This is a genomic window from Bradyrhizobium ontarionense (assembly GCF_021088345.1).
Classification (GTDB): Bacteria; Pseudomonadota; Alphaproteobacteria; order Rhizobiales; family Xanthobacteraceae; genus Bradyrhizobium; species Bradyrhizobium ontarionense.
In genome coordinates, this window is sequence record NZ_CP088156.1 from 4,745,111 (window position 1) to 4,771,023 (window position 25,913).

General features: G+C 63.9%; 22 protein-coding genes. 9 read left to right on the forward strand and 13 right to left on the reverse strand.

Translation table 11 applies throughout. The features are described 5' to 3' along the window. The first annotated feature begins 375 nt into the window (after positions 1-375). Together LQG66_RS20940 and LQG66_RS20945 are read left to right on the forward strand one after the other, a co-directional pair. On the forward strand, positions 376-810 hold the full coding sequence (locus tag LQG66_RS20940) for a response regulator (protein ID WP_231327878.1): 435 nt from the start codon (positions 376-378) through the stop codon (positions 808-810). Continuing rightward, entirely contained in the window at positions 791-4,405 is a 3,615-nt protein-coding gene (locus tag LQG66_RS20945; protein WP_231317574.1) for a PAS domain S-box protein, read from the forward strand. The genes LQG66_RS20940 and LQG66_RS20945 overlap by 20 nt, the downstream gene beginning before the upstream one ends. A 38-nt stretch (positions 4,406-4,443) precedes the next feature. Here the strand turns inward: LQG66_RS20945 and LQG66_RS20950 are convergent, their stop codons facing one another. From LQG66_RS20950 to LQG66_RS20995, 10 genes are all read right to left on the reverse strand, one after another. Beyond that, a complete protein-coding gene (locus tag LQG66_RS20950) occupies positions 4,444-5,079 on the reverse strand; it encodes a response regulator transcription factor (RefSeq protein ID WP_231317575.1) in 636 nt (211 codons plus the stop codon). 457 nt (positions 5,080-5,536) lie between these two features. Further along, entirely contained in the window at positions 5,537-6,046 is a 510-nt protein-coding gene (locus LQG66_RS20955) for a response regulator (RefSeq protein WP_231317576.1), read from the reverse strand. A gap of 238 nt (positions 6,047-6,284) precedes the next feature. Further along, positions 6,285-6,608: a PilZ domain-containing protein gene (locus LQG66_RS20960; protein WP_231317577.1), complete on the reverse strand. Its 324-nt coding sequence runs from the start codon at positions 6,606-6,608 to the stop codon at positions 6,285-6,287. A 34-nt stretch (positions 6,609-6,642) separates the two neighbouring features. Then, on the reverse strand, positions 6,643-7,512 hold the full coding sequence (locus LQG66_RS20965; RefSeq protein WP_231317578.1) for a CheR family methyltransferase: 870 nt from the start codon (positions 7,510-7,512) through the stop codon (positions 6,643-6,645). 28 nt (positions 7,513-7,540) lie between these two features. After that, on the reverse strand, positions 7,541-7,930 hold the full coding sequence (locus tag LQG66_RS20970) for a response regulator (RefSeq protein ID WP_231317579.1): 390 nt from the start codon (positions 7,928-7,930) through the stop codon (positions 7,541-7,543). 30 nt (positions 7,931-7,960) lie between these two features. Further along, complete coding sequence (locus tag LQG66_RS20975) at positions 7,961-8,434, reverse strand: chemotaxis protein CheW (RefSeq protein WP_231317580.1); 474 nt, start codon at positions 8,432-8,434, stop codon at positions 7,961-7,963. Positions 8,435-8,459: 25 nt separating this feature from the next. Further along, positions 8,460-11,309, reverse strand: a complete 2,850-nt coding sequence (locus tag LQG66_RS20980; RefSeq protein ID WP_231317581.1) for a hybrid sensor histidine kinase/response regulator — start codon at positions 11,307-11,309, stop codon at positions 8,460-8,462. A 259-nt stretch (positions 11,310-11,568) separates the two neighbouring features. Further along, positions 11,569-11,964, reverse strand: coding sequence for a flagellar biosynthesis repressor FlbT (gene flbT, locus LQG66_RS20985; RefSeq protein ID WP_231317582.1), 396 nt, complete (start codon positions 11,962-11,964; stop codon positions 11,569-11,571). A 341-nt stretch (positions 11,965-12,305) separates the two neighbouring features. Then, on the reverse strand, positions 12,306-13,850 hold the full coding sequence (locus tag LQG66_RS20990) for a flagellin N-terminal helical domain-containing protein (RefSeq protein WP_231317583.1): 1,545 nt from the start codon (positions 13,848-13,850) through the stop codon (positions 12,306-12,308). A 281-nt stretch (positions 13,851-14,131) separates the two neighbouring features. Further along, positions 14,132-14,902 (reverse strand): histidine kinase dimerization/phospho-acceptor domain-containing protein, encoded by a 771-nt coding sequence (locus LQG66_RS20995; protein ID WP_231317584.1) that lies wholly within the window; start codon positions 14,900-14,902, stop codon positions 14,132-14,134. 678 nt (positions 14,903-15,580) lie between these two features. On the opposite strand from LQG66_RS20995, the gene LQG66_RS21000 reads away from it, so the two are divergent. The 5 genes from LQG66_RS21000 to LQG66_RS21020 all read left to right on the forward strand — a co-directional run bounded on the left by LQG66_RS21000 (position 15,581) and on the right by LQG66_RS21020 (position 20,788). Beyond that, positions 15,581-16,303 carry a Crp/Fnr family transcriptional regulator gene (locus tag LQG66_RS21000; RefSeq protein ID WP_231327879.1) on the forward strand — a complete coding sequence of 241 codons (723 nt, stop codon included), beginning with the start codon at positions 15,581-15,583 and terminating at the stop codon, positions 16,301-16,303. Between the two features lie 239 nt (positions 16,304-16,542). After that, positions 16,543-16,932, forward strand: coding sequence for a response regulator (locus LQG66_RS21005; RefSeq protein ID WP_231317585.1), 390 nt, complete (start codon positions 16,543-16,545; stop codon positions 16,930-16,932). Positions 16,933-17,191: 259 nt separating this feature from the next. Beyond that, the gene (locus LQG66_RS21010) at positions 17,192-17,605 is read left to right on the forward strand and encodes a response regulator (protein ID WP_231317586.1); all 414 of its coding nucleotides are present in this window, start codon (positions 17,192-17,194) and stop codon (positions 17,603-17,605) included. Positions 17,606-17,611: 6 nt separating this feature from the next. Beyond that, entirely contained in the window at positions 17,612-20,167 is a 2,556-nt protein-coding gene (locus LQG66_RS21015) for a hybrid sensor histidine kinase/response regulator (RefSeq protein WP_231317587.1), read from the forward strand. A gap of 375 nt (positions 20,168-20,542) precedes the next feature. Next, positions 20,543-20,788 (forward strand): hypothetical protein, encoded by a 246-nt coding sequence (locus tag LQG66_RS21020; protein ID WP_231317588.1) that lies wholly within the window; start codon positions 20,543-20,545, stop codon positions 20,786-20,788. A gap of 198 nt (positions 20,789-20,986) precedes the next feature. Here the strand turns inward: LQG66_RS21020 and LQG66_RS21025 are convergent, their stop codons facing one another. Beyond that, positions 20,987-21,598 carry a helix-turn-helix domain-containing protein gene (locus LQG66_RS21025; RefSeq protein ID WP_231317589.1) on the reverse strand — a complete coding sequence of 204 codons (612 nt, stop codon included), beginning with the start codon at positions 21,596-21,598 and terminating at the stop codon, positions 20,987-20,989. A gap of 313 nt (positions 21,599-21,911) precedes the next feature. Here LQG66_RS21025 and LQG66_RS21030 point away from each other — a divergent pair, with 313 nt between their 5' ends. Beyond that, positions 21,912-23,060 (forward strand): hypothetical protein, encoded by a 1,149-nt coding sequence (locus LQG66_RS21030; protein WP_231317590.1) that lies wholly within the window; start codon positions 21,912-21,914, stop codon positions 23,058-23,060. Between the two features lie 309 nt (positions 23,061-23,369). Further along, on the forward strand, positions 23,370-23,768 hold the full coding sequence (locus LQG66_RS21035; protein ID WP_425601346.1) for a hypothetical protein: 399 nt from the start codon (positions 23,370-23,372) through the stop codon (positions 23,766-23,768). Between the two features lie 98 nt (positions 23,769-23,866). On the opposite strand, the gene ipdC is transcribed toward LQG66_RS21035, so the two are convergent. Together ipdC and LQG66_RS21045 are read right to left on the reverse strand one after the other, a co-directional pair. Next, positions 23,867-25,504 (reverse strand): indolepyruvate/phenylpyruvate decarboxylase, encoded by a 1,638-nt coding sequence (gene ipdC, locus LQG66_RS21040; RefSeq protein ID WP_231317592.1) that lies wholly within the window; start codon positions 25,502-25,504, stop codon positions 23,867-23,869. Between the two features lie 179 nt (positions 25,505-25,683). Beyond that, positions 25,684-25,881 (reverse strand): hypothetical protein, encoded by a 198-nt coding sequence (locus tag LQG66_RS21045; protein ID WP_231317593.1) that lies wholly within the window; start codon positions 25,879-25,881, stop codon positions 25,684-25,686. Positions 25,882-25,913: the final 32 nt, after the last annotated feature.

The following is a 25,913-nucleotide window of genomic DNA, read 5'->3' on the forward strand; positions in this document are numbered from 1 at the left end:
CGCGGACATCATGTCGGGCGGGCGCAACGCGAAAGCGGCCGCGGCGAGCCCGATCGCAACCAGCGCGCCGAAGCAGGCAAGGCGGGAATCTTGGTAACTTTTCCATTGATCGCATTAAGCGGGCGTGAAACTGTCCGCCAGTACAACTACGGCGAGAATGCCTCAAGCTGAGGCGGCGGCGCGCTTAGAGCCGAAGACGCCGGCCGCCGCGCCCGGAGCGACCGCAAAGGTGCCAACTCACCGCCGCCGCCGCGGTCGGTGCCGGCTGGTCCATGTGACTTGCTCGGCGAAGCGCTTGCGGCGCGCCGCGAATTGGGCAAAACCTTTACAACTGACCGTTGGTCCTTCTGCCAGCCATTCGGGGAGACGCGGAGCGTGGCGAAGATACTGGTCGTGGACGACGATCCGGTCATTCAGATGACCATTCAGCGCGTGCTCGAACAGGGAGGCCACGTCGTGGCGGTGGCCGGCGACGGCCAGAAGGCCCTCGCCCGGTTCGAGAGCGACAGCTTCGATCTCGTGATCCTGGACATCTTCATGCCGGGCATGGACGGGCTGGAGGCCATGCGCCTGATCCTCAAGCGCCGGCCGGACGTCCCGATCATCATGACCTCGGGACGACCCGATACCCCGAACTCGATTTCAGAACCCGATTATCTTACCATGGCCACCAAATTGGGAGCGGTCTCCGCATTGCCGAAGCCGTTCAAACCGGCGACCCTCCTGGCCCTGGTTTCCGATTGCCTGGCGTCGGCAGGCGACAAGGCGGCTCCACCTCGGCCAGGCCACGATGCTATTCCGAACTCCTGACAGCAGAACCGGCCAGGAGCCTTTGCTGAGCGGTTCCTCAAACGGAAACGACCCGCTCGGTCTCGGCCGCCGCATGACGCTGACGACGCGGCTGGCCATCGCGATGATTCTGCTGGTCGCAATCGCCGTGTTCGCCGTCGGCTGGCTCGGCTACCGCAGCCTCGAGCGCGCGCTGCTGCCGCGGGCACTCGACCGCATCGAGGCGCATTCGCGCCTGATGGCGAACGAACTCGAGAACTATGTCGGGGGCGCCCGCAACGATCTGGCGAGCTATCGCGCCTCGCCGAACCTCGCGACCCTCATCCGCACCCTGAAGACGGGCGGCCTGGATCCGCGCGAGGGATTGCCGGCGCAGTCGTGGCGCGAGCGGGTCGCGACGCGCTATTTCGCCGAGCTTCAGGCCAAACAGACCTACGCGATGATCCGCGTGGTCGGTATCGACAACAACTACCGCGAGGTGATCCGGGTCGACCGGCTCGGGCCCGGCGACAGCGTCCGGATCGCCGCCGAAGACGAGCTGATCACCCGCGGCGAGCGCAACTACATCAAGGAGACGTTGCGCCTTGGGCCTGGCGAAATCCGCGTCTCGCCGGTCATTCTCGATGGCAACACCACGGACCCGAAGACCGGCGTCCCGATGCTGTGCGTCGGCACCCCCGTGTTCTCGCCGGACGGCAAGCCGTTCGGCATCCTGATGCTCGATGTCGACATGCGGCCGGTGTTTGCGCATCTGCGCATCGCGGCGCGGCCGGGCGCGCAGCTCTACGTCGTGAACGCGCGGGGCGACTATCTCTTCCATCCCGAATCCGATCGCGAATTCGCTTCCAAGCGCGGCCGGTCCACGCGATGGCAGGACGACTTTCCGACGCTCGCCAGCGCCACCGGCTCGACGCAGGGGTTCGCGCGGATCCTGCACGACGAGGCGGAGCGTCCCGGCGGGGTCGCGTTCGCGCCGGCGCTGCTCGCCGGACAGGAATGGGTGGCGGTCATCGAGACGATCCCGAACACCGCGTTCATGGCGCCCGCCCTCGCCATTCGCAAGACGGCGATCGAGGTCGGCCTGATCGCGATGCTGTGCGCTGCCGCGCTCGCATTCGTGGTGGCGCGCTCGCTGACACGCCCGATCAATCAACTGACCCAGGCGGTCGAGGGCGTCGGACGCGGCGAAGCGGTGAAGATTCCGCTCGAGGCGGTCGGCGAGACCGGCGTGCTGGCGCACGCTTTCGCCCGCGTCATGGAGGAGGTCCGCGCCAAGACAGCCGAACTCGAGCGCGAGGTTCAGGAACATTATTTGACCGAAGCGGCGCGCGACCATTTCGCCGCCCGCGAGCGGCTCTACAGCGCCGCAGTGGAATCATCCAACGATGCGATCGTGACGCTCTCGCTGGACGGCACCATCACCGGCTGGAATCCTGCCGCCGAGACCATGCTCGGCTACTCCGCCGAGGAAGCCGTCGGCCGTGACGCCAATTTCGTCGTGCCGCCCGACCGTCTCGCCGAAGCGCAGGATATTCTGGTGCGCGTGGCACGCGGTGAACGGATCCAGCACTTCGAAACCGTGCACATCCGCAAGGACGGCGATCCGATCCTGGTCTGGCTCAGCATCTCCCCGATCAAATCGCCGACGGGCCAGATCATCGGCGCCTCCAAGATCGCGCGCGACATCACCGAGAGCCGCAAGACCGAACAGGCCCTGCGGCAGCAGACGGAAGAGCGCCGCCGCATCTTCGAGACCTCGCAGGATCTGATCCTGATCACCGATCGCCACGGCGTCGTGGTGCAGGCCTCACCGAGTGCGGAGGCGATTCTCGGCTATAAGCCGGCAGAAATGATCGGACGCAACGGCGCCGATTTCATCCACCCGAACGATCTGCCCAAAGCCCGCGACGAGCTCCGCGCCTCACGAAAGGGCTTGCGCGCGCTGAATTCCGACGCACGCTACATCCACAAGGACGGCCGCGTCGTGACCCTGTCGTGGACCTCGAACTGGTCCGAGCCGGTGCAACGCCATTTCTTCATCGGGCGTGACATGACGGAGAGCCGGCTGGCGCAGGAAACACTGCGCGAGAGCGAGCAGCTGGCCCGCAACATCGTGGAGACCGCGCTCGACGCCTTTGTCCAGATCGACGACAAGGGGAGCATCCTCAACTGGAACTCACAGGCCGAAAAGATCTTCGGCTGGTCGCGCGCCGAGATCATCGGCATGGATGTGCTCGACCTCATCACGGTCGCGGGCGAGGGCGAAGAACTGCGCGCGGCGCTCGGACGCATCCTGCTGACCGGACAGGCCAGCACGCTGGGAACCGGCCGGCGCCGCGAGGTCATGGTGAGGCGGCGCGACGGTCGCGAGTTCAAGGCCGAGCTGAGCGTGACCGCGCTGAAGACCCGCAACGGTTTCGTCCTCAACGGCTTCTTCCGCGACCTGACCGACAAGATCGCGACCGAGGAACGGATTCGTCAGTCCGAGAAGATGGAAGCGATCGGGCAGCTCACCGGCGGCATCGCCCACGACTTCAACAACATTCTCACCGTGATCACCGGCACGATCGAGATCCTCGCGGCTGCCGTTGCCAAGGAGCCGCAGCTCGCCGCCATCACCAGGATGATCGACGAGGCCGCGGCGCGCGGCGCCGACCTGACCCAGCACCTGCTCGCGTTCGCACGCCGGCAGCCGCTGCAGCCGCGCGAGGTCGACGTCAACACGCTGGTCATCGATACGGCCAAGCTGCTGCGGCCGACGCTCGGCGAGCAGATCGAGATCGAGTCGGTATTCCAGGACGAAACATGCGTAGCCCATGTCGACCCCAACCAGCTCGCCACGGCCGTCATCAATCTCGCGCTCAACGCCCGCGACGCGATGCCGAACGGCGGCAAGCTCATTCTGGAGACGGGATGGTCCGACCTCGACGAGAACTATGCGAGCCTCTATGACGACGTCCGGCCTGGGCGCTACGCCACGATCGCGGTCAGCGACAGCGGCAGCGGCATTCCGGCGGCCATCATCGACAAGGTCTTCAATCCGTTCTTCACATCGAAAGGTCCCGGCAAGGGGACCGGACTCGGGCTATCGATGGTGTACGGCTTCGTGAAGCAATCGGCTGGACACATCAGGATCTACAGCGAGGAAGGCAACGGCACCACAATCCGCATGTACCTGCCGCCCGGCAGCGAGGGCGCGATCGCCCTGACGTCCGGAGCCGAGCCGGCGATCGAGGGCGGCCACGAGACGATCCTGGTGGTGGAGGACGACCGGCTGGTGCGCGGTTACGTGCTCGCCCAGCTCCATGCCCTGGGTTATGCGACGCTCGAGGCCGCGAATGCGACGGAAGCACTCGCGATCACCAACGCGGGCGAGCCGTTCGACCTGTTGTTCACTGACATCATCATGCCGGGGACGATGAACGGACGGCAGCTTGCGTCCGAAATCCAGCGTATCCGGGCAGGCCAGAAGGTGCTCTTCACCTCTGGCTACACCGAAAATGCGATCGTCCATCACGGCCGCCTCGACGAAGGATGCCTGTTGCTTGCCAAGCCGTATCGCAAATCCGAACTGGCCAAGATGCTCCGCAAGGCGCTCGCCCCGCCGGAGATGTAAGGCTTTCCGCGCGGCCGCCGGCAGCGACGACGGCGCTATCAATTAGCCCGCGACGCCGTCATCACGATGCGGATCAGATCCGCCGCATTCCGCGCACCCAGCTTCTTCATGATGTTGGCGCGATGATCCTCAATGGTGCGCGGGCTGATGCCGAGCGTACGTCCGGCTTCCTTGTTCGACGCGCCCGCCGTGAATTGTTCCAGCACCTCGCGCTCGCGCCGCGTCAGCGGCTCGCGTCCCGGGAAATGCAGCGAGCCGATTTTCGGCGAGGCATTCTCCTTCTGGCGCCGCGCGAACGCGCCGATCGCCTCGCTCAGACGCGCCACGATTTCACTGCCCCGGAACGGCTTCTCGATGAAGTCGAGCGCGCCGTTCTTGATGGCGTTCACGGCCATCGGAATGTCGCCCTGACCCGAGATCATGAAGATCGGCGCCGGATAGTCCTCGCCATGCAGTTCCCTGAGAATGTCGAGTCCCGACTTTCCCGGGATGTGCACGTCGAGCAGAATGCAGGCCGGTGTCCTGCTTCGCGCCACCGCCAGGAGCGCGGCTCCGTCCGCGAAACAGATCACCTCATATCCACCCGCCGACAAGACCATCGAGAGGGTGTCGCGCACAGCTGGGTCATCATCGACGACAAAAATCTCACCGCGGGAAGCTGTTTGTTCGGCCATGGGCGAATGCTCTTGCAAAGAGAGAAGAAACAATGAAAGCGCGTCTTATGATACCACACTCGGCAGGTCGTTTGGGCACCCGTATTTGTACGGCTTATGATCTTAGCCCACAAGTAGTAGCGGCAGACCAATAGCCGCCACCACGAGAACACGATCTGGACACGATCTCAAGATCGTCTTCACATGCTGCATGCTGGCGAGCAGAGCACGTCGACGCCGGGTCGATCATGATCGACATCAAGCTCTGATTGATAGGCAGCGCGGGCCATTGCGACGCATGATCGCGGCGCTTTCGGCAGAGCGATGGGCCTTAGATTCAACGAAACTCTGCACGGCATCTGACACAAGGGCCGGGCCATCGGCCGGCGCTGCCCTTGTTTTCATCATATGGAGGCGCGAGAGGAAAGTTGCACAAGATCGAGTCGCCTCGATCCGACCGTGAGCCGATCCATCTATCTCAAGACCGATGCTTCGCGGCAACACTATCGGCCGCTACGCCGCCCCAGGTGTGGACGACCGGCAACCCGAGTGCGGTCTTGCCGAGATTGGCCAGGCAGATGCGCAACGCCGCCAGATCGACTGGCTTCGGCAGGCTCTGCAAATCGATCCCGAGCGAGCGAGCATAGAGGCGGGCGCCGGTTCGCCGCGCCGCGTCCATGCCGCTGATCACGATGACTGAACCGGCGAATCGGCCGTCAGCGATGGCCTTGAGAACCTCGGTCCCATCTCCGTCGTCGAGCATCAGATCGAGCGTCACGCAGTCGAAGCGCCTGGTGCGGAGCTCGCGGATCGCGTCGGCGCAGCTCGACACCACCGTGACCGCATGGCCGGCCTGCTTGGCAGCGAGCGAAATCAGCGTTCTTTGAGCCGCGTCGTCATCGACGACCAGGAGCTGCAGCGCACGCCGTTCGCCATCCCACGTGGCCTCAGGCCGGCTGACTGTGGATTCCGAACTCATGACCGGCATTGGTCGCCCTCGGCAAATTGACTGACGCATTCTCATAGACGGAGGCGCCCTGCGATGGCGTAAAGCGGATATCCGAAAATCCGGCACCGGCCTTAGGACTTGTGCAGCACCTTGGGGAAGGTGCTCGATCTATCGCCTCGTCCCGTGAGAATTTCGAGGAACGGGCCTGAGAGCAAGTACTTCACCTAATTGCGATCGTCGCGCAGGGGAACTCAATCATCCGGTCCGCCGCACTAGACTAGTTGACGGTCGTTTCCTGGCCGGAAGACCCGCTTCCGCGCTTCTTCTTGTTCTTGCCCTTGATGAACTGGATATCCATCTCCGAGCCGTTGACCCGGACGAGCTCGCAACGCCTGTAGGCAAGGCCCGTTGATGACAGCAGCAGGAAGAACTCCTTCAGGTTCAGTCCCTGGATGGATCCCTCGACCGTCAACACCGCGTCGTTGTCCGAAATGGCGTTGAGCTGGCAATCGCGACGCCAGGTTCCGTCGATGCCCATGATGCAGACATCGTAGCCCCGGCTGAAGGTGACGCGCTCGGTACCCTTGTTCTCTTCAGACATCTTCGTGTCCTGCTCTGTTGCGGGACGGCAAGATCTAGTGTCCCGCCGCCGCGACCCTGGACGCGCCGGGAACCGGCGCCTTCGCGGCGGGAGCGGCCCCGCTCGGACGGTAGAGCCCGCGCCGATCCGGGAGCGGCTTGAAGACATCGGTCAGTCCGACCACCGTCTCCGCGGCACCGAGCACCAGAAAGCCGTCCGGCGCCATCAACTTGGCAAGCCGGCCAAAGATGTTGACCTTGGTTTCCTGATCGAAATAGATCAGCACGTTGCGGCAAAAGACCACATCGAAGGTGCCGAGCTGCGAGAAATCGTGCAGCAGGTTGAGCTGGCGATGCTGCACCATGCCGCGAACATCGGAATTGATCTGCCAGAGCTCGCCGACCTGTTTGAAGTATTTCACCAGAAGCTGGATCGGCAGCCCGCGCTGCACTTCGAACTGGCTGTAGAGACCCGCCTTCGATTTCTCCAGGACTTCCTGGGACAGATCGGTGGCAATGATTTCGACGCGCCATCCGCTTAGCGCGGCCCCCATCTCCTTCAGGCACATCACCAGCGAATAGGGCTCCTGCCCGGTCGAACACGCGGCGCACCAGATGCGGATCGACTTGCGATTGGCCCGCGTCTTCAGGAGCTCCGGCATGATGACGTCGCGAAAGTGGTCGAACGGAACCTTATCCCGAAAGAAGAACGTCTCGTTGGTCGTCATGGCCTCGACGACCTGGTTGATCAGGTTGATCGACCCGTCCTTCAGCTTCTGAACAAGGTCGCTGATGCTGGCGAGGCCCGCCTTGCGCGCGAGCGGAAGCAGACGGCTCTCGATCAGATATTGCTTGTCGGCCGACAGGTCGAGACCTGACTTGTCCCGAAGCAGTTTGCGGAGGAATTCGTAATCTGGCTGGTTCACGGGAGGCCTCTTCTGGTCAGACGAAGGATCAGGCGGATTCGGCTGACAATGCCTGGATGAGACCAACTTCCTGGAATTTCGCGGCGACGATTTCCTTGTCGAACGGCTTCATGATGTACTCGTTCGCGCCGGCGTTCAGCGCGCGAGAAATATGATCGATGTCGTTCTCCGTGGTGCAGAACACCACCTTCGGCGCATCGCCGTCCGGCAGACGACGCAGCCGCCCGAGGAAGTCATAGCCGTCCATGACGGGCATGTTCCAGTCGAGCAGAATAGCGTCCGGCAGGTTCTTGGTGCATAGCGCAAGCGCCTGCTCGCCATCTTCCGCCTCGACAACCGAGAAACCCAGTTCCTCCAGGATGCGCCGCGCGATCTTGCGCACCACGCTGGAATCATCCACGACCAAACAACTTTTCATCTTATGTCTCCCTTATGGGACGGTTCACGGCTAAGCAGCAATCGCGGCCTTCGGCAAGATATCGAGCACCCGATCGACATCGAGGACGACCATCAGCTGGCCATCGAGGCGGTGCACGCCGCCGGCGAATTTCGCCATGCGCGGGTCGAGGTTGACCGGGTTCTCTTCCCGGCTCTCCTCGGGCAGCCGCAGCACCTCGCCGATCTGGTCGATCAGCAGGCCGTAGGATTCGCCGCGCAGGTCGACGCCAACCGCCATCGGCGGCTTGCTTTCGCCAAACCGCTCGAGGCCGAGCCGCGCGCGCATGTCGACCACCGTCACGATACGGCCGCGCAGGTTCAGCACACCGGCGATCTCAGCCGACGACAGCGGCACCCGCGTCACCCGCTCCGGCATGAACACGTCCTGCACCCGCGAGATCGGCAGGCCGAACAACTGGCCGCCGATCACGGCGGTGACGAATTCGGAGGCCGCGCCCTCGGTGGTTTCGATCTTGCTGCTCATCGCACGCTACTCCTGCCCCCTGGTGTTACGCGGCGCGCCGGCTGGCTTCGGCGCGGTCTCGTTCCTCGATCTGTTCCTTCAGCGCCGCGATCAGACCGGGCCGGTCGAACTTGGCGATGTAGTCGTAGAGGCCAGCCTGGCGGCCGCGCTCGATTGCCGCCGGCGACACCAGTGACGACACCGCGATAACCGGCATCTGGTTCAGGTTCTGGTCGGCACGGATCGCTTCGGCGAATTCGAAGCCGTTCATCTCCGGCATCTCGATGTCGGTGACCACGATGTCGAAGGTGTGCCCCGAGCGCAGCGTCGCCAACCCCTCGATCGCCGAGGCCGCGGTGCGGACCTTGTAGCCGGCCGACTTCAGCACCGGCGCCAGCATGTTGCGGAAGAACGGCGAGTCGTCGACCAGCAGCACCGACTGCGTCTGCGCCTCGGTGGTCATCTCCTTGCGGATGAACCAGTCGGCGAACGCCATCGGCAGGAAGTGGCCGACGTCGATCACCTCGGTCGCCTGGCCCTTGATCACGGCCGAGCCGAGGATGCCGTCCTTGGCGCCGGAGACCTGGATGTTGAGACGTTCCTCGACGATGTCGATGATCTCGTCGACCACGAGGCCCATCGCGCGGGTCTCGTCAGCGAACACCAGGATCGGCTGCGAGGCGGTGGTCTGCACCGACACGCCCTCCATCTGCACCAGCGGCATCAGCTGGTCACGGTACTGCACCATGTAGCGGCCGTTGGAGATCTCGATCTTGTCGGCCGCGATCTCCTCCAGCCGCGTGACCAGCGCCAGCGGCACCGCCTTGGGCTGCGCCGTGCCGGCGCGGAACACCAGCAACGAGGTGAGCTGCTCGCCGCCGATGGCGTGATGCGCGGCATGCTCGTCGGACACCGCCTGCGAGGCGGTGCCTGCGGCGCCCAGCGCCTTGGCGATGCCGTTCGGGTCGATGATCATGATGACGGCGCCGTCGCCCAGGATGGTGTTGCCGGAGAACATGTCGATGTGACGCAGCTTGGTCGACATCGGCTTGACCACGATTTCCTCGGTGTGGAACACGCAGTCGACCACGATGCCGAAGGTCTGGTTGCCGACCTGCGTCACCACGATGAAGCCGTTCTCCGGATCCGATGACGAGCCGTCGTCGATCTTCAAGAGCTTCTTCAGATGCATCAGTGGCAGCAGCTTGTTGCGCAACCGCAAGACCGCGGTGTCCTTGATGCGCTCGATGCGGTGCTCGGAATTGGCGCGCGCCCGCACCAGTTCGACCACGGCCAGTTGCGGGATCGCGAAGCGGTCGCCGGCGGCCTCGACGATCAGCGCCGAGACGATCGCGAGCGTCAGCGGGATCTTGATAGTGACGGACGAGCCCTCGCCGGCCACCGACTTGATGTCGATGGTGCCGCCGATCTGGTCGATGTTGGTGCGCACCACATCCATGCCGACGCCGCGGCCTGATACCGAGGTGACAGCCGCTGCGGTCGAGAAGCCGGGGGCGAAGATGAATTTGTGGATCTGCGCTTCCGTCATCTTCTCGAGCTCGGCCTCGGTGACGAGGCCGCTGCTGACCGCCTTGGCCTTGATCCGCTCGGTGTTGAGGCCGCGGCCGTTGTCGGCGATGCAGATCAGGATGTGGCCGCCTTCATGATAGGCGGAGAGGCGGATGGTGCCCTGCTCAGCCTTGCCGGCCGCGGCGCGCTCGGCCGGGGTCTCGAGCCCGTGGTCGGCGGAGTTGCGCACCATGTGGGTGAGCGGATCCTTGATCAGGTCGAGCACCTGGCGGTCGAGCTCGGTGTCGGCGCCGTGCATCTCGAGCTCGATCTGCTTGCCGAGTTCGGTCGCGAGGTCGCGGACGATGCGCGGCAGCTTCTGCCAGGCATTGCCGATCGGCTGCATGCGCGTCTTCATGACGCCCTCCTGCAGCTCGGCGGTAACGTTGGACAGCCGCTGCAGCGGCACCTTGAACTCAGTGTCCTCGTTGCGGCGGGCGATCTCCAAGAGCTGGTTGCGGGTCAGCACCAGCTCCGAGACCATCGTCATCAGATGTTCGAGCGTGTCGACGTTGACGCGGATCGACTGGTTGGCGACCTTGTCGTTCTCGTGCACCTCGCCGTCGGCATTGGCCTTGCTGCTGCGCACAGCCTTCTTCGGCGCCTCTGCCTTGGCGTCTGCCTTGCTCTCTGCCTTGGCTTCGACTTTCGCTTCGGCTTTGGCCTTTGCCGCGGGCGCGGCAGGCTTCGGCTCGGCAGATTTGGCTTCGGGCGCCGTCTCATGCGCGGGCGGCATCTCGATCGCGGTCTCGCGGAAGGCGCGCTCGAGCTCGTCGAGCGAAACCTCGCCCGGGCGCAGCGGACGCTCCAGCGTCTGGTCGATCAGCGAGCCCTGCGTCAGCGCCGGCGCGGACGCCGGTGCAGCTGCCGCAGCTGGAGCCGCGGGCGCAACAGGTGGCGCGGCTTCACCGGCGGGCGGCATCGGCTGCGCCGAGCCTGACATCGCCGCCATGCCGCGTTCGACCATCGCCTCGAGCTCGCTGATGAGGTCGCGGTCCTCGCCTTCCGGCTCGGCCTCGTTGGCCTCGAGCTGCGACAGGATATCCTTGATGCGGTCGATCGTGGTCAGGATCAGCGTCACGGCCTCGCCGGTCACCGGCATGCCGTCGCGGAATTTGCCCATCAGGGTCTCGGCGGCGTGCGCCAGCGCTTCGAGCCGCGGCAGGCCGAGGAAACCGCAAGTCCCCTTGATCGTGTGCACCAGCCGGAAAATGTTATCCAGGATCTTCGCGTTGTTCGGCTCCTGCTCGAACCGCACCAACTGATTGTCGACGGTGTCCAGGCTCTCGCTGGTCTCCGTCAGGAACTCACGCAACAGATCATCCATGAAACTGGCCTTCCAAGAATTGGCGCTGCAATCGCACTGCGACCGCTGATCCTGTCAGAGCGACGGTCGGTCCAGAGCCTTCACCAGGCGCCGTGGATCAGACCCCGGCCGTCGCTTGGCTCGGCTGAACGGACCTTCCTTCTTGCCATCGTTAGGCCCGGCCTTTCTCCGTCCCGTTAATTTTAACGTCCGTGCTAATACGGACCAGCCACCAACGCCCCGGGGTGTGGCCAGCTGATGCCCTTGCGCAGCAGCGCTGTCACGGCACCGCTTCGGCCTGCACAGCTGCACTGTCCTCGCGCTCGATCAGCGCCCGGATCTCCTTCAGTGCCTTGTAAAGAGCGCCCGCCGTGACGTGACGATCGACCGCCTCGACCAGGCGGGCCACACCTGGCATGGCGCTGTCCAAGTCGCCCATGCAGGCGAGATATGACGCGCGATAGCGGATCGCGTCGTTCTTCAGGTACATCGTCTGGACGCAGAGATAGAGCCGCTTCGCCGGCGTATCAGCCGTCTCGGCAGTGACGGTGTCACGCTCACGAAGGATCGGGGCATCGCCTTCGACGATGAAGCGCGCGCGCGTGTTCGAATTGACGATCACGCTGTCGCCGATCACGATACGTTCGAAAGGCTTCAGCTCGACGCGCAGGGGCATGGCCCAGGTCTCCTCTCGGAGTGTCCTCTCGGGAGCGGCATTGCCGGCAGGCTGCTTTCGCGTCGACGTGACGACGCTCTCGTGATCGCCCCGCAGCGCGTGCGCCGCTTCCGAATTCGGAAAACACAGCGCACTCGCAAGCGCTTGATCCAGTGCGGCCTTGAATTTGAAGTTCCGATGCCGCCGGCGCGGCCAAACCGATCGGAACTTCGAATTCGCCGTATTGGTTCGCGGAATCCTGAGCCGGCGCCTTCGAACGCGATCGGCGAGAATCCGGATGCTCTAGCCGAAAGCGGCGGGGCATGCCCCGCCGCCTCCGATATTGATCGTCTCGCCGCGCCTTAGCGCAGGAGCTGCAGCACGCTCGCCTGCGACTGGTTGGCCAGCGACAGCGCGGACACCGCGATCGACTGGCGGGTCGACAGCGCCTGGCTGTTGGCCGCTTCCTCGTTGGTGTCGGCCAGCGTCAGGTTCGACGAACCGGTCTGCAGCACGTTGATCAGGTTCTTGTTGAAGTCCTGACGGACCTGCACGACCGACAGGTTCGAACCCAGCGTCGACGCCTCGTTACGCAGCGTGGAGCTCGCCGAGTTCAGCACGCCGATCACCTTGTTCGCCGAGCTGTTGTCGAGGAAGTCGGTGCCCGAGGTGAGGCTCGCCAGGCCGAGGCCCGCCGAGTTGAACGTGACGCCGGTGATCGACAGCGTCGACTTGCCGGTTTCGTTGAAGGTCAGCTTCAGCGTGTCGCCGTTCAACAGGTTGATGCCGTTGAACGAGGCGTCGGCCGCCGTCGTGTTGATCTGCGCCAGCACGTTGTTGTACTGCGAGACCAGGTTGGCGCGCTGCGACTGCGCGGTCGTATCAGCCACCGGAGCCGCTGCCGTCAGACCGTTGAAGGACTGGCTGGCCGCTGCTGCCGTACCGCCGATCGTGCCGATCGTCGCAGAGGCGGCGTCGTTGGTCGTCGTGACGTTGATCTTCCCGGTCGCCGAGTCAACGGTGGCCTGCAGGTTGTTCGCTGCGAGCTTCGCATTGAGGTCGTTCAACGAGTTGACCTGCCCTGTCCCGAGACCGAACGTGATGCTGGTCGCCGTGCCACCTCCTGTGGCGCCGATCGTCAGCGTCTGGCCGGACAGTCCGTCACCGACGGTGCTGAGACCGAGCTTGGCCAGCGACGTACCGGACAGCGTGAGACCGGCTGCCGGAGGCGTCAGCGTGATCGCACCAGCGGTGATCGACGAGGTGACGCCGGTCGCACTCTGGATGGTCGACAGCAGATGCGTAACGGTGTCACTGACGCCAATGTTGGTGCCGGACGAAGTCGAGCCGGCGACAAAGGTGAAGGTGGTGCCGTTGACGACCAGCGTGTCCGCGGTGGTGATCGCGGTGGCGAGGTCGTTCGAAGCAGTGCCCGCCGTGCCGGACAGCAGCGTCGAACCGGTGATCGCCACTGCAGTCGAGGTGTTGTCGTTGAGCACGGCAGAGCCGGTCACGGCCGTCGAGCTCGCACCGATCAGGCTGGTGGCGGTCGCACCGGTCAGCGCAGCAGACGTGACGTTCGACTTGGTGGAGTAGCCGACGGCGCTCTGCAGCACCTGGTTGGCGATCGACTTGGCGCTGTCGACGAGCTTCTGCAGCGAGGTGATGCCGGTGTTGGCGGACTGCAGGACCTGCACGCCGTTGCCGATACCATCGAGCAGATTGGAGATGTCGGAGGCGCGGTTGTCGAGCCCCTGGGCGGTGAAGAAGTTGGTCGGATTGTCGAGAGCCGAGTTGACCTTCTTGCCCGTGGAGAGGTTGTTCTGGGTGGTGGCGAGGAGCTGAGCCGTCGACTGGAGCGAGAGCAGATTCTGGCGCACCGACGCAGAGAGTACGATACCTGACATTGTCATTCCCTTCTGGATGAACACGAGTAAACATCGCCGCACCGTTCTGTCGGCGATGGGCGCAGACTGATCCGCGGAATCCTACCCGTTCGTTAAAGGGAGGTCGGAACGGCCCGTCGCGCCGACCACGGCCGTCGTTAATCCTAATCAGCCGCTAACCGTCTCATTAAAACACGCATGTAACGGCCGGAATCCGTCGAAATCCGACGATCGACGGCGCACAAAATCGCCACCGCGGCCGCGGCGCGCCGGCGCGGGTTTCGTCGTTAGGAGAGCGCTAACTATGAGCTGAGGCGTCCGGCGGATTGCGGCAGGTCCGGAGCGGCCCGCGGCAACACGATCTCGATGTCTGCAGCCGCTCCGCACGGCTCCTTGAGCTCGAGACGTCCATTCGAACGACTGACGAAATCCTCGACCATCCGGATGTCCTGAAACAGGCGATGCGACCGCGCTGCGCCTCCCGCATGCGCCGCCGCTCTCAGCACGATCACGACGTCGCAGCCGGAGACGCTGTCCGGTGCGCCCGAGCCGCTACTCATCGCCCTGATGTCGACCTTGCCGCCAGTCTCCATGCCGTTGCGCGCCGTGATCGCGAGGCACAGCAGCGCAGCCATCAGCTGGCCCGGATCGGCGAAAACGGCCGGCACGTCTGCGTCCACCGACGTCGTGACCTCGATCTCCGTCCCGAGTGTCGGTCGAAGCAGGCGGCCGACGTCGATCAGCAGTTCGTTCAAGTCGACGGCACATGGACGCGGTGGCCGGCCCCGCGCGAACGACAGAAGCTGCGCCGTCAATCGCGCCCCGCGCGTCGCCGCCTCATCGATCAGGCGGGCAACCGCCGCCAGCTCGGGCCGGCCTTCGACCGCCTCTGCAAGAATATCGATCGTCCCGGTGATCACCGTGAGAATGTTGTTGAAGTCGTGCAGGATGCCGCCGGCGACCTGACCCACGATGGCAAGGCCCGGATTGGCCTCGGGCATCGCGGGCGCCGCATCGCTCGCGCCTTTGCTCGGTGGTGATTTTTCGGAACGTCGACGAGTAGGAAGCGCCATGAATGCTAAGCTGCCTGTTTTGGAAGATCGCGTTTTGGAAGATCGCGGGCTTGCGAGGAAAATCCAGACGATCGGACGCGGCTGCGGTGTTCAGCTTCGTCGTGCCATGCGGCCTCATTGCTGACCATCGATCGCGCTCCAGCGTGAGTCTTCATCAGCCTGGAAGACGGCTCTCGCGACGACGGCCGCGTCGTCGCCGTCAATCGCAGGAGGCCAGCTGGTGCCACCATTCAAGACCAAGGGTCGCATCCGGCGGAAAACGATCCGTCAACGAATCAGCGCGCTTGCTATCGATTTTGGCCTCAAGATGACCGCTGTCAATCGCGGCTGCCCGTATTGTCGCGCCGAACGTGGCTCGGCAGTTCGCAGCCGCCGGGATCGACGGGCGCGGCCTTCATGCGCGCTCCGAGGACCGGCGCCGCCTCGACTCGCCCGACGCGGCAAACTGGGAATCTCGACTGTATACAGCCTGCGCTCAGCTTATCGCGTGCACGGTTGTGGCGGCACGAATGCACATTCCGCCGCGTCTGCACGACAACAAGCACAACAGGAGCGAATACGCGTTGCCAGGAATGATGTCCTTGCTATTTTTCTTGTCAGCAGATGGGACGCAGTTCTATGGAACCATGAGTGCATTGAGATCTGCGAGGCTCCGTTACTGCAATGCAGGAGATGGCTTTGGACCCCAGCTTGCGTTCTCCGAACGGCTTCCTGTCGTCGCTGGCTGACGATGATTTCGAGCTGATCCGTCCGTATTTGCGGACCGTCGATCTGGTGCAGGACTCCGTCCTGGCCGAGGCCGGCGAAAAGCTGCCGCGCATCTACTTCCCCCATCGCGGCGTCATCTCGCTGGTCGTGAACCTGGCGCGTGGAGAACGCGTACAGGTCGCCATGATCGGACGAGACAGTCTCTTCGGAAGCATGTCTCTGCTCACCGGCGGAGATCCGGTGGTGATCAACAGCGCTGCGGTCATCGTGCCCGGTATCGCATCGGTGGTCGACATCGACCGCGTGCGGGCCGCGACCGAGCAGAGCGCCGCATTCCGCTCCCTGATACTGAGACATGCCCTCGCCATCTACGTGCAGAGCCAACAAACGGCAGGTTGCAACGCTGCCCATACGGTTGAATCCCGCCTGGCCCGCTGCCTCCTGCAGACATATGACCTCTCGGGCGGCAACAAGCTCTACATCACACAGGAATCCCTGGCCCAGATGATCGGCGCCCGCCGCAACAGCGTGTCGCTCGTGGCCAGCACGCTGCAGCAGGCCGACTTCATCCACTACAGCCGCGGCCATATCGAGATCATCGACCTGGAAGGGCTGAAGAAAACCGCCTGCGAATGCTATGGCGCGGTCAAGGGCCACTATGAGCGGCTGGTTCGTCCGCGCGGCCAGCCCTGAGCGGCTCCTCTCCGCAGGCCGTGACCATCCGCATCCGGTTTCCAGCACACGGCTTCCGTACAACTACGGCCCACGCCGTTCTCGACATCATCGGCCCGTCCCGAATTAACGCGCTGTTCAACGGGCGCTGATAATTGTCGATGTGCTGACGAGCGCGAGTTCCAAGAAGCGTCGAATAATCTTCGTGCTGATATATCTCGCCCGTGTTTGGCCTTTGACGAAACGCGCGGAGTAATGACATGGCCTTTGATCTGTCGATGCCGATCCTGGTGGTCGATGACTATGCCACTATGATTCGGATCATCCGCAATCTGCTGAAGCAGCTCGGATTCGAGAACGTCGACGACGCCAGCGATGGATCGGCCGCGCTCTCGAAGATGCAGGCGAAAAAGTATGGTCTGGTGATCTCGGACTGGAACATGGAACCGATGACCGGCTACGACCTGCTGCGCGAGGTGCGCGCCAGCCCGGAGCTGTCCAAGACGCCCTTCATCATGATCACCGCCGAGTCCAAGACCGAGAACGTCATCGCCGCCAAGAAGGCGGGCGTCAGCAACTACATCGTCAAGCCGTTCAATGCCGCCACACTCAAGACCAAGATGGAAGCCGTATTCGGCCCGTCCGAATAATCCCGGTCTCGATCGCGGTCTCGATCATTGTGTCCGTGGCGGCCGGAGCGGCATCCGGCCGCTCTCTTTTTGCCGGTCATCTCCTGCATCGATCGGGCGCGCCTCCGCGAGACACCTGGCGCCCGCCGCCCAGCATGGCGGATCCCCCGCTCCCGTAGTTGTACGGGAGCCAAAATTTACGAGGGGGTCAGAGCCGATCGCTAGACAAGTCTCTGCCTGCCGACAACCGCGACAGGGTGGCAACGGGGACAGGGAATTCATGCGCAACGAACTCCTCGTGATCGAAGATGCCGACGTGCATCTTTCAATCTTGCGGAAGATCGCGGCCCAGGCCGGCTTCAGCACGACAGGCGTGAGCTCGGTCGACGCCGCCTCCACCGTCCTGCAGAACAGGCATTTCGATTGCGTCACGCTGGACCTCTCGCTCGGCGAACGATCCGGCACCGAGGTCCTCCAACTGCTTGCGGAGCTGAAATACCGCGGTCCGGTCCTCATCATCAGCGCCTCCGAGGACGATACACTCCACGCGTCGGTCCGCATCGGCAATTTCCTCGAGCTGAACGTGTATCCCCCGTTTCCCAAGCCGATCAATCTGCCGCTGCTCCGGCAGACCCTGAAGCAGATCGCGGGCGAGACCGATCGTCAGAAGCTGGTCCGAGCGGCGGGTTGGTAACGGACGATGAGCAACAACAAGAAACGTTTCCTGGGCGCGCCTGCCGCGATCGCACTCATCCTCATCTGCATCATTGCCGGCAGCAACCTGTTCTTCCTCACCAACCTGCGCGAGAACGCGCTCGTCCACGCCGAAGAAGACCTCAGCCGCCACAGCCTCACGCTGGCAGAGAATGCCGACCGTTCGGTGAAATCGGTCGACCTCGTGCTGTCGAGCGTCCGTGACTATTTGGTACGCGGCGGCGCCATCGATGCGCCCGCTTACCGCAAGATTGCGTCCGACTACGAGACGCATCTGCTGCTCAAGGAGAAGATCGCCGGGTTGCCGCAGATCGACGCGGTGACGCTGATCGACGCACAGGGCAAGCTCCTGAATTTCTCCCGCTACTGGCCTATCCCCGACGTCGGCATCGCGGACCGCGACTATTTCAAGGCCGTGAAGGCCGACCCCGCGATTCAGAGCTACGTCAGCACGCCCGTGCAGAATCGGGGCGACGGCACCTGGAACATCTATTTTGCGCGGCGGCTCGATGACGCCAAGGGCGACTTCATGGGCCTGATGCTCGGCGCGATGTCCGTCCCCTATCTGGAGAACTTCTTCGGCTCGACCTCGCTCGGTCTCGAAGCCGCGGTGTCGCTGATCCGCGAGGACGGCACGCTGCTCGCCCACTTCCCGCCGACCAGCGAAATCGGCAAATCGACCTCGGGCTTCGGCCAACGCGCGCTGGCGGCCGGCGGCGTGCTGCGCGAGCTCTCCGGCAGGACCGGCGAGATGCGCCTGCGGGCCGCGAAGATGCTGCCCAACTATCCCGCGATGATCGTGGTGTCGGTGCCGGAACAGCACGTCCTGAAGGCCTGGCGCGCGATGGCGACGCTGCTGGTCATCATGTCGCTGGTGAGCGCGATGGCGGTGTTGGCGGCCGCGGTCCTGATCTCGCGCTGGTGGGAACGCCACGAACATCTGATCGAAGCAGCCGAAGCCGCGAATGCCGCGAAGTCGACCTTCGTCGCAATGATGAGTCACGAGATCCGCACGCCGATGAATGCCGTGCTCGGCCTTGCCACCACGCTGCTCGAGACCGATCTCGATCCCGAGCAGCGCCGTTCCGTGGTCGCGATCCACAATGCCGGCGACAATCTGCTCGAGATCCTCAACGACATTCTCGACTTCTCCAAGCTTGAATCCGGTCAGCTCTCGCTCGAGGACATTGCGTTCTCCGCCGAGGCACTGGTTCAGAACACGCTGAGCATCATCGGGCCACGAGCCTCCGCCAAGGATCTCAAGCTGAGGAACGTCAGCGATCCGGCCGTGCCGCCCGCGCTGGTCGGCGATGCCGGCCGCATCCGGCAGATCCTGCTCAACCTGGTCTCCAACGCGGTCAAGTTCACGGCATCAGGCGAGGTGGTCATCACGACGCGCTGCATCGCCAAGGACGAGCAAACGGCGAGCGTCGAATGGACGGTGACCGACACCGGCATCGGCATCGCGGCGGACAAGATCGGTTCGCTGTTTGCGAACTTCGTGCAGGCCGACAATTCGATCAGCCGGCGGTTCGGCGGCTCGGGGCTGGGGCTTGCGATCTGCAAACGCCTGACCGAGCAGATGGGGGGCGAAATCAACGCCACCTCGACGCTGGGCCAAGGCTCCACGTTCTCGTTCCGCCTGACCCTGCCGATCGCTGAAGCCATCGCGGTGCCCGAGCAGAACGACGACAGCATCTACGCTTCGCTGCAGAACCGGCTTGCAGCCGTCGGACGACCGCTGCGCGTGCTGGTAGTCGACGACAATCCGACCAATCGGCTCGTGGCGACCAAGATGCTGAAGGATTTCGACATCCAGACGGATACAGCCTGCGACGGCGCCGAGGCGGTCACCGCTGCGAGCCGCTTCAACTACGATCTGATCCTGATGGATGTCCGGATGCCGGAGATGGACGGCTTCCAGGCGACGCGGACCATTCGCGCCCGCGGCGAGCGCCGCTCCAACGTCCCAATCATTGCCTTCACCGCGAACGCCTTCATGGAGGACATCCGGGCATGCCGCGAGGCGGGGATGAACGACTTCGTCGTCAAGCCCGCCCGCAAGAAGGCGCTCGTCGAAGCGATCCTGCGCGTGCTGCCGGCGCCCGCAGCCGTGCTGGAAACGGTGCCCCCCGACATTGCCCCGCTCGTGCCGGCCGAACGAGACGCCAACCAGGCCGAACTCGCGGCCGAGACCGAGGTTGCTCCCGAACCGGCACTCGACCGCGAGGCCTATTCGGAGCTGGTCGGCGAGATCGGAGACGAGGCGGCCCAGGAAATCCGCGACGTCTTCTTCAGCGAAACGGATGCCCGGCTGAAGCTGTTCCGCAAACTGTCGCTCGATGGTGAGCGTATCAAGATCGGCCGCGAGGCCCATTCGCTGAAGAGCGCGGCCGGAACTTTCGGCTACCGGCGGCTTGCAACCTATGCCCTCGCGCTGGAGAAGAGCGCGCCGCGCCTGTCACCGAAGGACTATTCCGAACTGCTCGACAGCATCGAATCAGCCTATGCGGCCGCCCGCACTCAAGAGCTGCAATACTAGAGCTGCAATACTGAAGTCTCCGCAGGCCGGGGTTCTGCGACGCCCATCCCGTGACGTACGGCGTCTCTCCGCCGCTCGGCGGCAGCCGTCGCGGTTACCGACGGGCCAATGGCCACATCGAACTTGCGGGCTCGGCGGATGGCAAAGCAAGCGCCAGTCTTCTGCGCGAGCCTGTCCGCATTGGGACCGTGCGGCGCGCTGCGCGCCTCTGATCGGCGGATTGCGATGGCCGAGCGAACCCTCACCGCCGGGATTCGCTGAACGCGATCTTCATATTCCCTTACAATAGGTTGACGCCGTACTTCTACGGCTCAAGATTTTCACAATCAACTAATCATGAGCTGCGAGATTGGGGGTACATAGGAGATGTGTCCCATGTTTACTTTTGAAACCGCCGACCAGAAGGAAGTCAGGCGTTTCCGAATTGCGCAGTTCAACGGCCGGACCGCAACCGTAAAGTCCGGCGGAGCAACGATTACCGGCCACGTCCGTTCGGTGATGGAAAAGGAAGCGAGCATTCCGCCGCGCTGGACCATCACGATCGTGCCGACGCCGCCCAAGGCCCAGGCGCCGCTGCGTCCGGCCTCGCGCGCGCGTCCCTTTGCAGAGGATTATTTCTGACGGCGCATGTATACCGGATTCTGATCAGTCGTCACCCGAGCATGATCGGACCAGCGGACGTTGCGGCCCCTCAGCCCATGATGAGATCGAGCCGCGGCCGTGATGGTTTCTGGACCATCGCGAACCCGCCACGGCCGTTCATTGCCGAGCACATCAAAATCGGAAATGCGGGCGCCACGGTTTCGCGCTCGCGTGCAATCATCCGATTCGATCGAGAAGTGCCGCTCGGACCAGCTCGGCCGTATTGCGCGCCCCAAGCTTGCGCATCGCTTCGGCGCGATGGCTCTCAAACGTGCGAGGGCTGATGCCCATCCGCAATGCGCCTTCCTTGTTCGAATGCCCTTCACTGATGAGCTTGAGGACTTCGCCTTCGCGCGGGGTCAGCGATCTCGCGGCACGGCCGGGAAGCCTCGCAGACGTCGTGCCGGCAACACCGCCGGCGTCGTGAACCGGTCCCGTATTCGACGTGGGGACAACATGGCTCTGCCGGTCCGACATCCGGCTCACCAGTGCGCAGACGCGCTCCGTCTGCATCACCGCGTTGTCGATGACCATCTGCACATGTCGACGCTCGCTGGGTGTCCTGGCGATCTCATCGCTGCGCTGCTTGATCTCGACCATGTAGAGCATCAGAGCCGTGAGCGACCCGTTCAGCTGCCGTGCCAGGGCGGAAGTATCCTGGTCGTCCCCGCATCCCCTCGCCAGCGGCACCACCACGTCAGAGGGCGCGGGGGCGCAGTCGTTAACCTTTTGGCCGCCTGGAACGGCCGCGGGACGATCATCGGAGAGGCTGTTGCTCAGCTGTGCCATGCCTCATAGTGGCGCAGGGCGGGCTCTAACATGGTTAACATCTGAAGCCGTAACAATACGGGTTTCCCACGATAGCTCGCGTAAACGTCGATATTTTCTTCCTGAAGTTGCAATTTCGAAAGATTAACGCGCTAACGGTTGACGCAGGCTCCGGGCGACCGGCCTCGACCGGACCCGCTGGGCCGTTGAGAGCACGCTTTCGCGCGATTGTTTACCGAAATTAATCGAGCACCAACTGTTTCGTGGTCCGATGCTCTCTGTTCTCGTCCATGGAGACGAGCCGTTTCGGACTTCAACTGACAGCCAGACGCCAATGGGACCGGTTGACCGCATCTGGGAATTTCTGCAGCGGTTGTCGCCGTTGACACGGAGCTGTCTGCTCAGCGAGCTCGAACGACTGGAGCTGAGCGGCGTCGATATGCCCGGATTCGCCGACATCCAGGCCCGGCTGCGCGCCGAGATCCGCAAGGATAGCAACGGTGGCCATCGGACCGCCAATCCTTCGCGCTTCTTCTTCATGCCCATCGAGCAACTCCTCGTCGACGGCTCGCCCGAGCATGCCAATGAAGGGCGGATCGCCCGCGGCTCACTGACGCCGATCTGGGAATGGATTTCGCGTGATCTGCTCCCGACGATGGCCCGCGACTACAATGCGCGGATGAAGGATCTCATCGCGTCGGACAAGCAGCGCGAGATCGGCCAGACCGCAAGCGTGTTCCAGACCAAGGTGGCGAAGTCGCTGGAAGGCACGCTGGCGAGGCCCGAGGGGATCGAGCAGGTCCGCAGCAAGCTCAAGGCCTATACGGCGTCGCCGTCGGTCTTCGACGACGTCGTGAAGCTGACGAAGGCGCTGCGCGCCCGCGAGGACATCGCAAAATTCGCCGATTCGCTGCCGGACCGGATCGTCGAATTCGACGATCCGCAGGTCAAGAAGATGACGCTCCTCATCGACGGTCTGCGCAAGAAGGAGCCGGACGCCCTGCCCTTTGCATTGACGCTCGTCGCCAAGCGTCTGAAGGAGCCTTGGCAAGTGATGCGGCTGGCGACGAAGGCGGCGCGCAGCAAGAGCGTCGCCGACGTCCTCGCGACGCCCTATGCGATGACCGTGCCGATGGTGCTCGATCAGCTCGAAGACAAGCGCCTGGCTCTCAGGATCGCCCTGAAGAACAACCGCGTCGTGACGGCCAAGGAGATCCTGACCAGCATCTACGACATCGAATATGCGATCCAGGTGCGCATCGACCGGATCGAGGAATCCGACTGGGGCAACCGGTTGAACAATATCATGACCAGTACGGCCAGGATGGTGGAGGCCGAGGTCAAGCGCTTCCCCGACGAAGTCGGGCACGTGCTCGGCTCGGAACGGCTGCGCAGCCACCGCTCGCTCGGCGGCCGCCTGACCTACCTCGCCTGGAAAGGCCGTGACGCGCTCAAGACGGCGTTGCGCTCGGCAACGGGCTGAGCAGGGACCGTCATTTCGAACGGTTCGCACGCAGGCCGAGGAAGGTCTCGATGAACCGTCCCGAGAACACGAATTGCAGCCACCAGAACGCTAGACGTCGGGTCGACATATCTGGGCTTCCCCACAGAAAAGGGACCCGCCGTTCTTACCGCATTGCACCGTGTTCGACTGTGAACTGGTTCACAATCGCCTGAGCCGGCGCGCCCGGACGTTTCCAGATTTGCCGGACCTGCTAAGCCGCCGATCGCGGCTCTCGGCACGCGAGACCCCGCAAGCAAGGAGGCTGACGTGAGAGCGAGCAAGGCTTTGATGACCGCCCTGGTGCTGGCATGCGCCGCGCTGTTCAATTCCGACGGTGGCGCGCAGAGCGCGGGAGATCCGGCAGCGACGACGCCGACGGCGGACAATGCGGTGCTGCTGACCATCTTCCTCAAGCACGATCAGTCGCGGCCGCTGAACGAGCTCAATGCCCAGCTCGAGCGCCAGGGCTACTACAAGGCGTTTCCGCCCGCAGGCGTCGAGGTGGTGAGCTGGTACGTGATGATGGGGATCGGCCAAGTCGTCACCTTGCGCCTGCCGGCATCGCGTCTGCGCGAGGTCAATCGCATCTTGGAGAACACGGCGTGGGGCGCGTATCGCACCGAGTTCTATCCCACCTACGACTACATGGCGGTGGGCCTGGCCGCTCATGAGAAGGCGGTGCAATAGGTCGGTGGCAACCGATCGGATCGGTCCTGCACAGCGAAACGGGAGCTATTGGGCACGGTTTTTCGTGGCAGCGAGAGCTCGACAGCCGGCCACTTCCCTCAGGCTTTCGTCATGCGCTCGCGGGCCGATTTGAAGCCCGCGACGAAACGCGCAAGCGTGTCCGAGGTCTTGCCGCGCGGCAGCATGACTTCGATCAGCGAGAACTGTCCGCGCCGCTGCGCGGCGCGCTCCAGCGCGGCGACGAGCTCGGCGCGGGTTGCGACGCGTTCGCCCGTGCCGCCGATGGAGTTGGCGATGTCGGCATAGTGCCAGTCGTCGAGATTGTTGAACCGGGACTCCGGCTGAAACACGCGCAGCATCTCCCAGCTGCAGTTGTTGAACACCACGACGATCGGATCGAGGCCATAGCGGCGGCAGTTGCCGAGCTCCCAGCCTGTCATCTGGAACGCGCCGTCGCCGACCAGGACCAGCGGCCGAAGCCCGGTCGCGGCCACGCCGATGCCGGCCGGTACGCCGAAACCCATGCCGGCGTAATAGCCCGGCGCCGCCAGCGCCGTGTTGTCGATCTCCATCGCGGTGAACAGGCAATCGCCGATGTCCGAGGTCATCGGCATCCGACCGTGACGGTCGAACATGTCGTTGATGGCGGTCGCGATGTCCGACGGTGCGATCGGCTGGCCGTCGGCAACGAGGCCGCGCGGATAGGCCGTACGCTGCCGCGGCAAGGTGGTCGGAGCCGTCCGCTTCGTTGCGCGATCGTCCAACGCGTCGATGAGGTCGCCGAGCGGCATGTCGCGATAGACATGATGGCCGATCTGCACCTCACGACTGGCGGCGAGGATCATGCGCCGCGGGTCCGGTGCGCGGTTCGACAGGGCAAAATTGGTGTCCGACAGGATGACACCCAACATCAGCACGAGATCGGCATCTTCGACGAGTTGCGTGATCGCCGGATCACCCGCGGCGCCGAGATAGGTGCCGGCAACGACATCGTCCGCCTTGTCGAGCAGGCCGCGCCCCATGAAGGTCGTGACCAGCGGCAAGGCCAGCTTGCGCGCGAGCGCTGCGATCCGGTCCTCGACGCCATAACGACGGATTTCCACGTCGACCACGATCACGGGACGTACGGCCCGTTCGATGCGGCCGAGAATCTCCTCGACGCATTCGCCGAGCGCTTCCTGGTTGGCCTGCCGCGACGGCAGCGGCACCACCGCCTCGACCTCGGCGTCCACCATGTCGCGTGGAAATTCGAGATAGACCGGCAGCGACATTTCCCTCGCACTGCGCAGCACGCGCGCGATTTGCGCCGGTGCGGTGACCGGATCGCTGAGAACCGCCTGATCGCAGGTGATTTCCTTGAAGACCGCGAGTTGCGTGTCGACGGTGCGGGCCTGATGATGCAGCAGAAAGCCGGAGACGCGTTCGCGCGCGCCGGGAGCGCCGGCGATCACCACGACCGGCGAGCGCTCCGCATAGGCGCCGGCGATCGCATTCACGAGGTTGAAGGCACCGGCGCCGTAGGTCACGACGGCAACGCCAAGCCCGCCATGGTATCGCGCCGCTGCATCCGCGGCGAAGCCGACCGCCGGCTCATGGCTCAGCGTGACGTTCGGCAGGATATCGCTTTCCTCGATCACCTTGAACAGCGGCAGGACGAAATCACCGGGAATGCCGAAGATCTCGCGGGCGCCATGATCCTTGAGTGCCGCAAGCAGCGCATGGGCAAGAGCGGGCATCTGTGTCCTCGGGTGTCGTATGAAGGTTGCCCGGTGCTACACGATGAAGGACGCGCTGCCAATGTTGGGGCGAGGCACCTCGATCGAACCGACGGAGAGGACGACGCTACTGGTGTTCCGGCTCCAGCATTCGCTTGGAGTGCACGCGGACACCGGAGCGAATGCCCGATCCGCCATGCTCAATTGCTGCTCAACACCATCCCGGCAGGCTGGACGCCCGGGGCGGAGCCGCCAGGGATGGTCAGCGAGAGCGAGAGGATGGCGGCGAGAGCGACCATCATTCCAAGCTTCATCGTCACCGTTCGGCGATCCGTGATCGGCAGAAACAGGAAGAACAGCAGCGCGGCAGCCAGTACGGAATCGAGCACATAGACCATTGTCACCTCCATCATTGCCGTGGAGGATGGCG

Coding starts and splice junctions, on each gene's coding strand:
- LQG66_RS20990 (WP_231317583.1), bottom strand. CDS start 13,850: ATGTCAGGTATCGTACTCTCTGCGTCGGTGCGCCAGAATCTGCTCTCG.
- LQG66_RS21020 (WP_231317588.1), top strand. CDS start 20,543: ATGTTTACTTTTGAAACCGCCGACCAGAAGGAAGTCAGGCGTTTCCGA.
- LQG66_RS20995 (WP_231317584.1), bottom strand. CDS start 14,902: ATGGCGCTTCCTACTCGTCGACGTTCCGAAAAATCACCACCGAGCAAA.
- LQG66_RS21045 (WP_231317593.1), bottom strand. CDS start 25,881: ATGGTCTATGTGCTCGATTCCGTACTGGCTGCCGCGCTGCTGTTCTTC.
- ipdC (WP_231317592.1), bottom strand. CDS start 25,504: ATGCCCGCTCTTGCCCATGCGCTGCTTGCGGCACTCAAGGATCATGGC.
- LQG66_RS21030 (WP_231317590.1), top strand. CDS start 21,912: ATGGGACCGGTTGACCGCATCTGGGAATTTCTGCAGCGGTTGTCGCCG.
- LQG66_RS20945 (WP_231317574.1), top strand. CDS start 791: ATGCTATTCCGAACTCCTGACAGCAGAACCGGCCAGGAGCCTTTGCTG.
- LQG66_RS20960 (WP_231317577.1), bottom strand. CDS start 6,608: ATGTCTGAAGAGAACAAGGGTACCGAGCGCGTCACCTTCAGCCGGGGC.
- flbT (WP_231317582.1), bottom strand. CDS start 11,964: ATGCCCCTGCGCGTCGAGCTGAAGCCTTTCGAACGTATCGTGATCGGC.
- LQG66_RS21015 (WP_231317587.1), top strand. CDS start 17,612: ATGAGCAACAACAAGAAACGTTTCCTGGGCGCGCCTGCCGCGATCGCA.
- LQG66_RS20950 (WP_231317575.1), bottom strand. CDS start 5,079: ATGGCCGAACAAACAGCTTCCCGCGGTGAGATTTTTGTCGTCGATGAT.
- LQG66_RS20955 (WP_231317576.1), bottom strand. CDS start 6,046: ATGCCGGTCATGAGTTCGGAATCCACAGTCAGCCGGCCTGAGGCCACG.
- LQG66_RS21025 (WP_231317589.1), bottom strand. CDS start 21,598: ATGGCACAGCTGAGCAACAGCCTCTCCGATGATCGTCCCGCGGCCGTT.
- LQG66_RS20975 (WP_231317580.1), bottom strand. CDS start 8,434: ATGAGCAGCAAGATCGAAACCACCGAGGGCGCGGCCTCCGAATTCGTC.
- LQG66_RS20970 (WP_231317579.1), bottom strand. CDS start 7,930: ATGAAAAGTTGTTTGGTCGTGGATGATTCCAGCGTGGTGCGCAAGATC.
- LQG66_RS21035 (WP_425601346.1), top strand. CDS start 23,370: ATGACCGCCCTGGTGCTGGCATGCGCCGCGCTGTTCAATTCCGACGGT.
- LQG66_RS21005 (WP_231317585.1), top strand. CDS start 16,543: ATGGCCTTTGATCTGTCGATGCCGATCCTGGTGGTCGATGACTATGCC.
- LQG66_RS21010 (WP_231317586.1), top strand. CDS start 17,192: ATGCGCAACGAACTCCTCGTGATCGAAGATGCCGACGTGCATCTTTCA.
- LQG66_RS20980 (WP_231317581.1), bottom strand. CDS start 11,309: ATGGATGATCTGTTGCGTGAGTTCCTGACGGAGACCAGCGAGAGCCTG.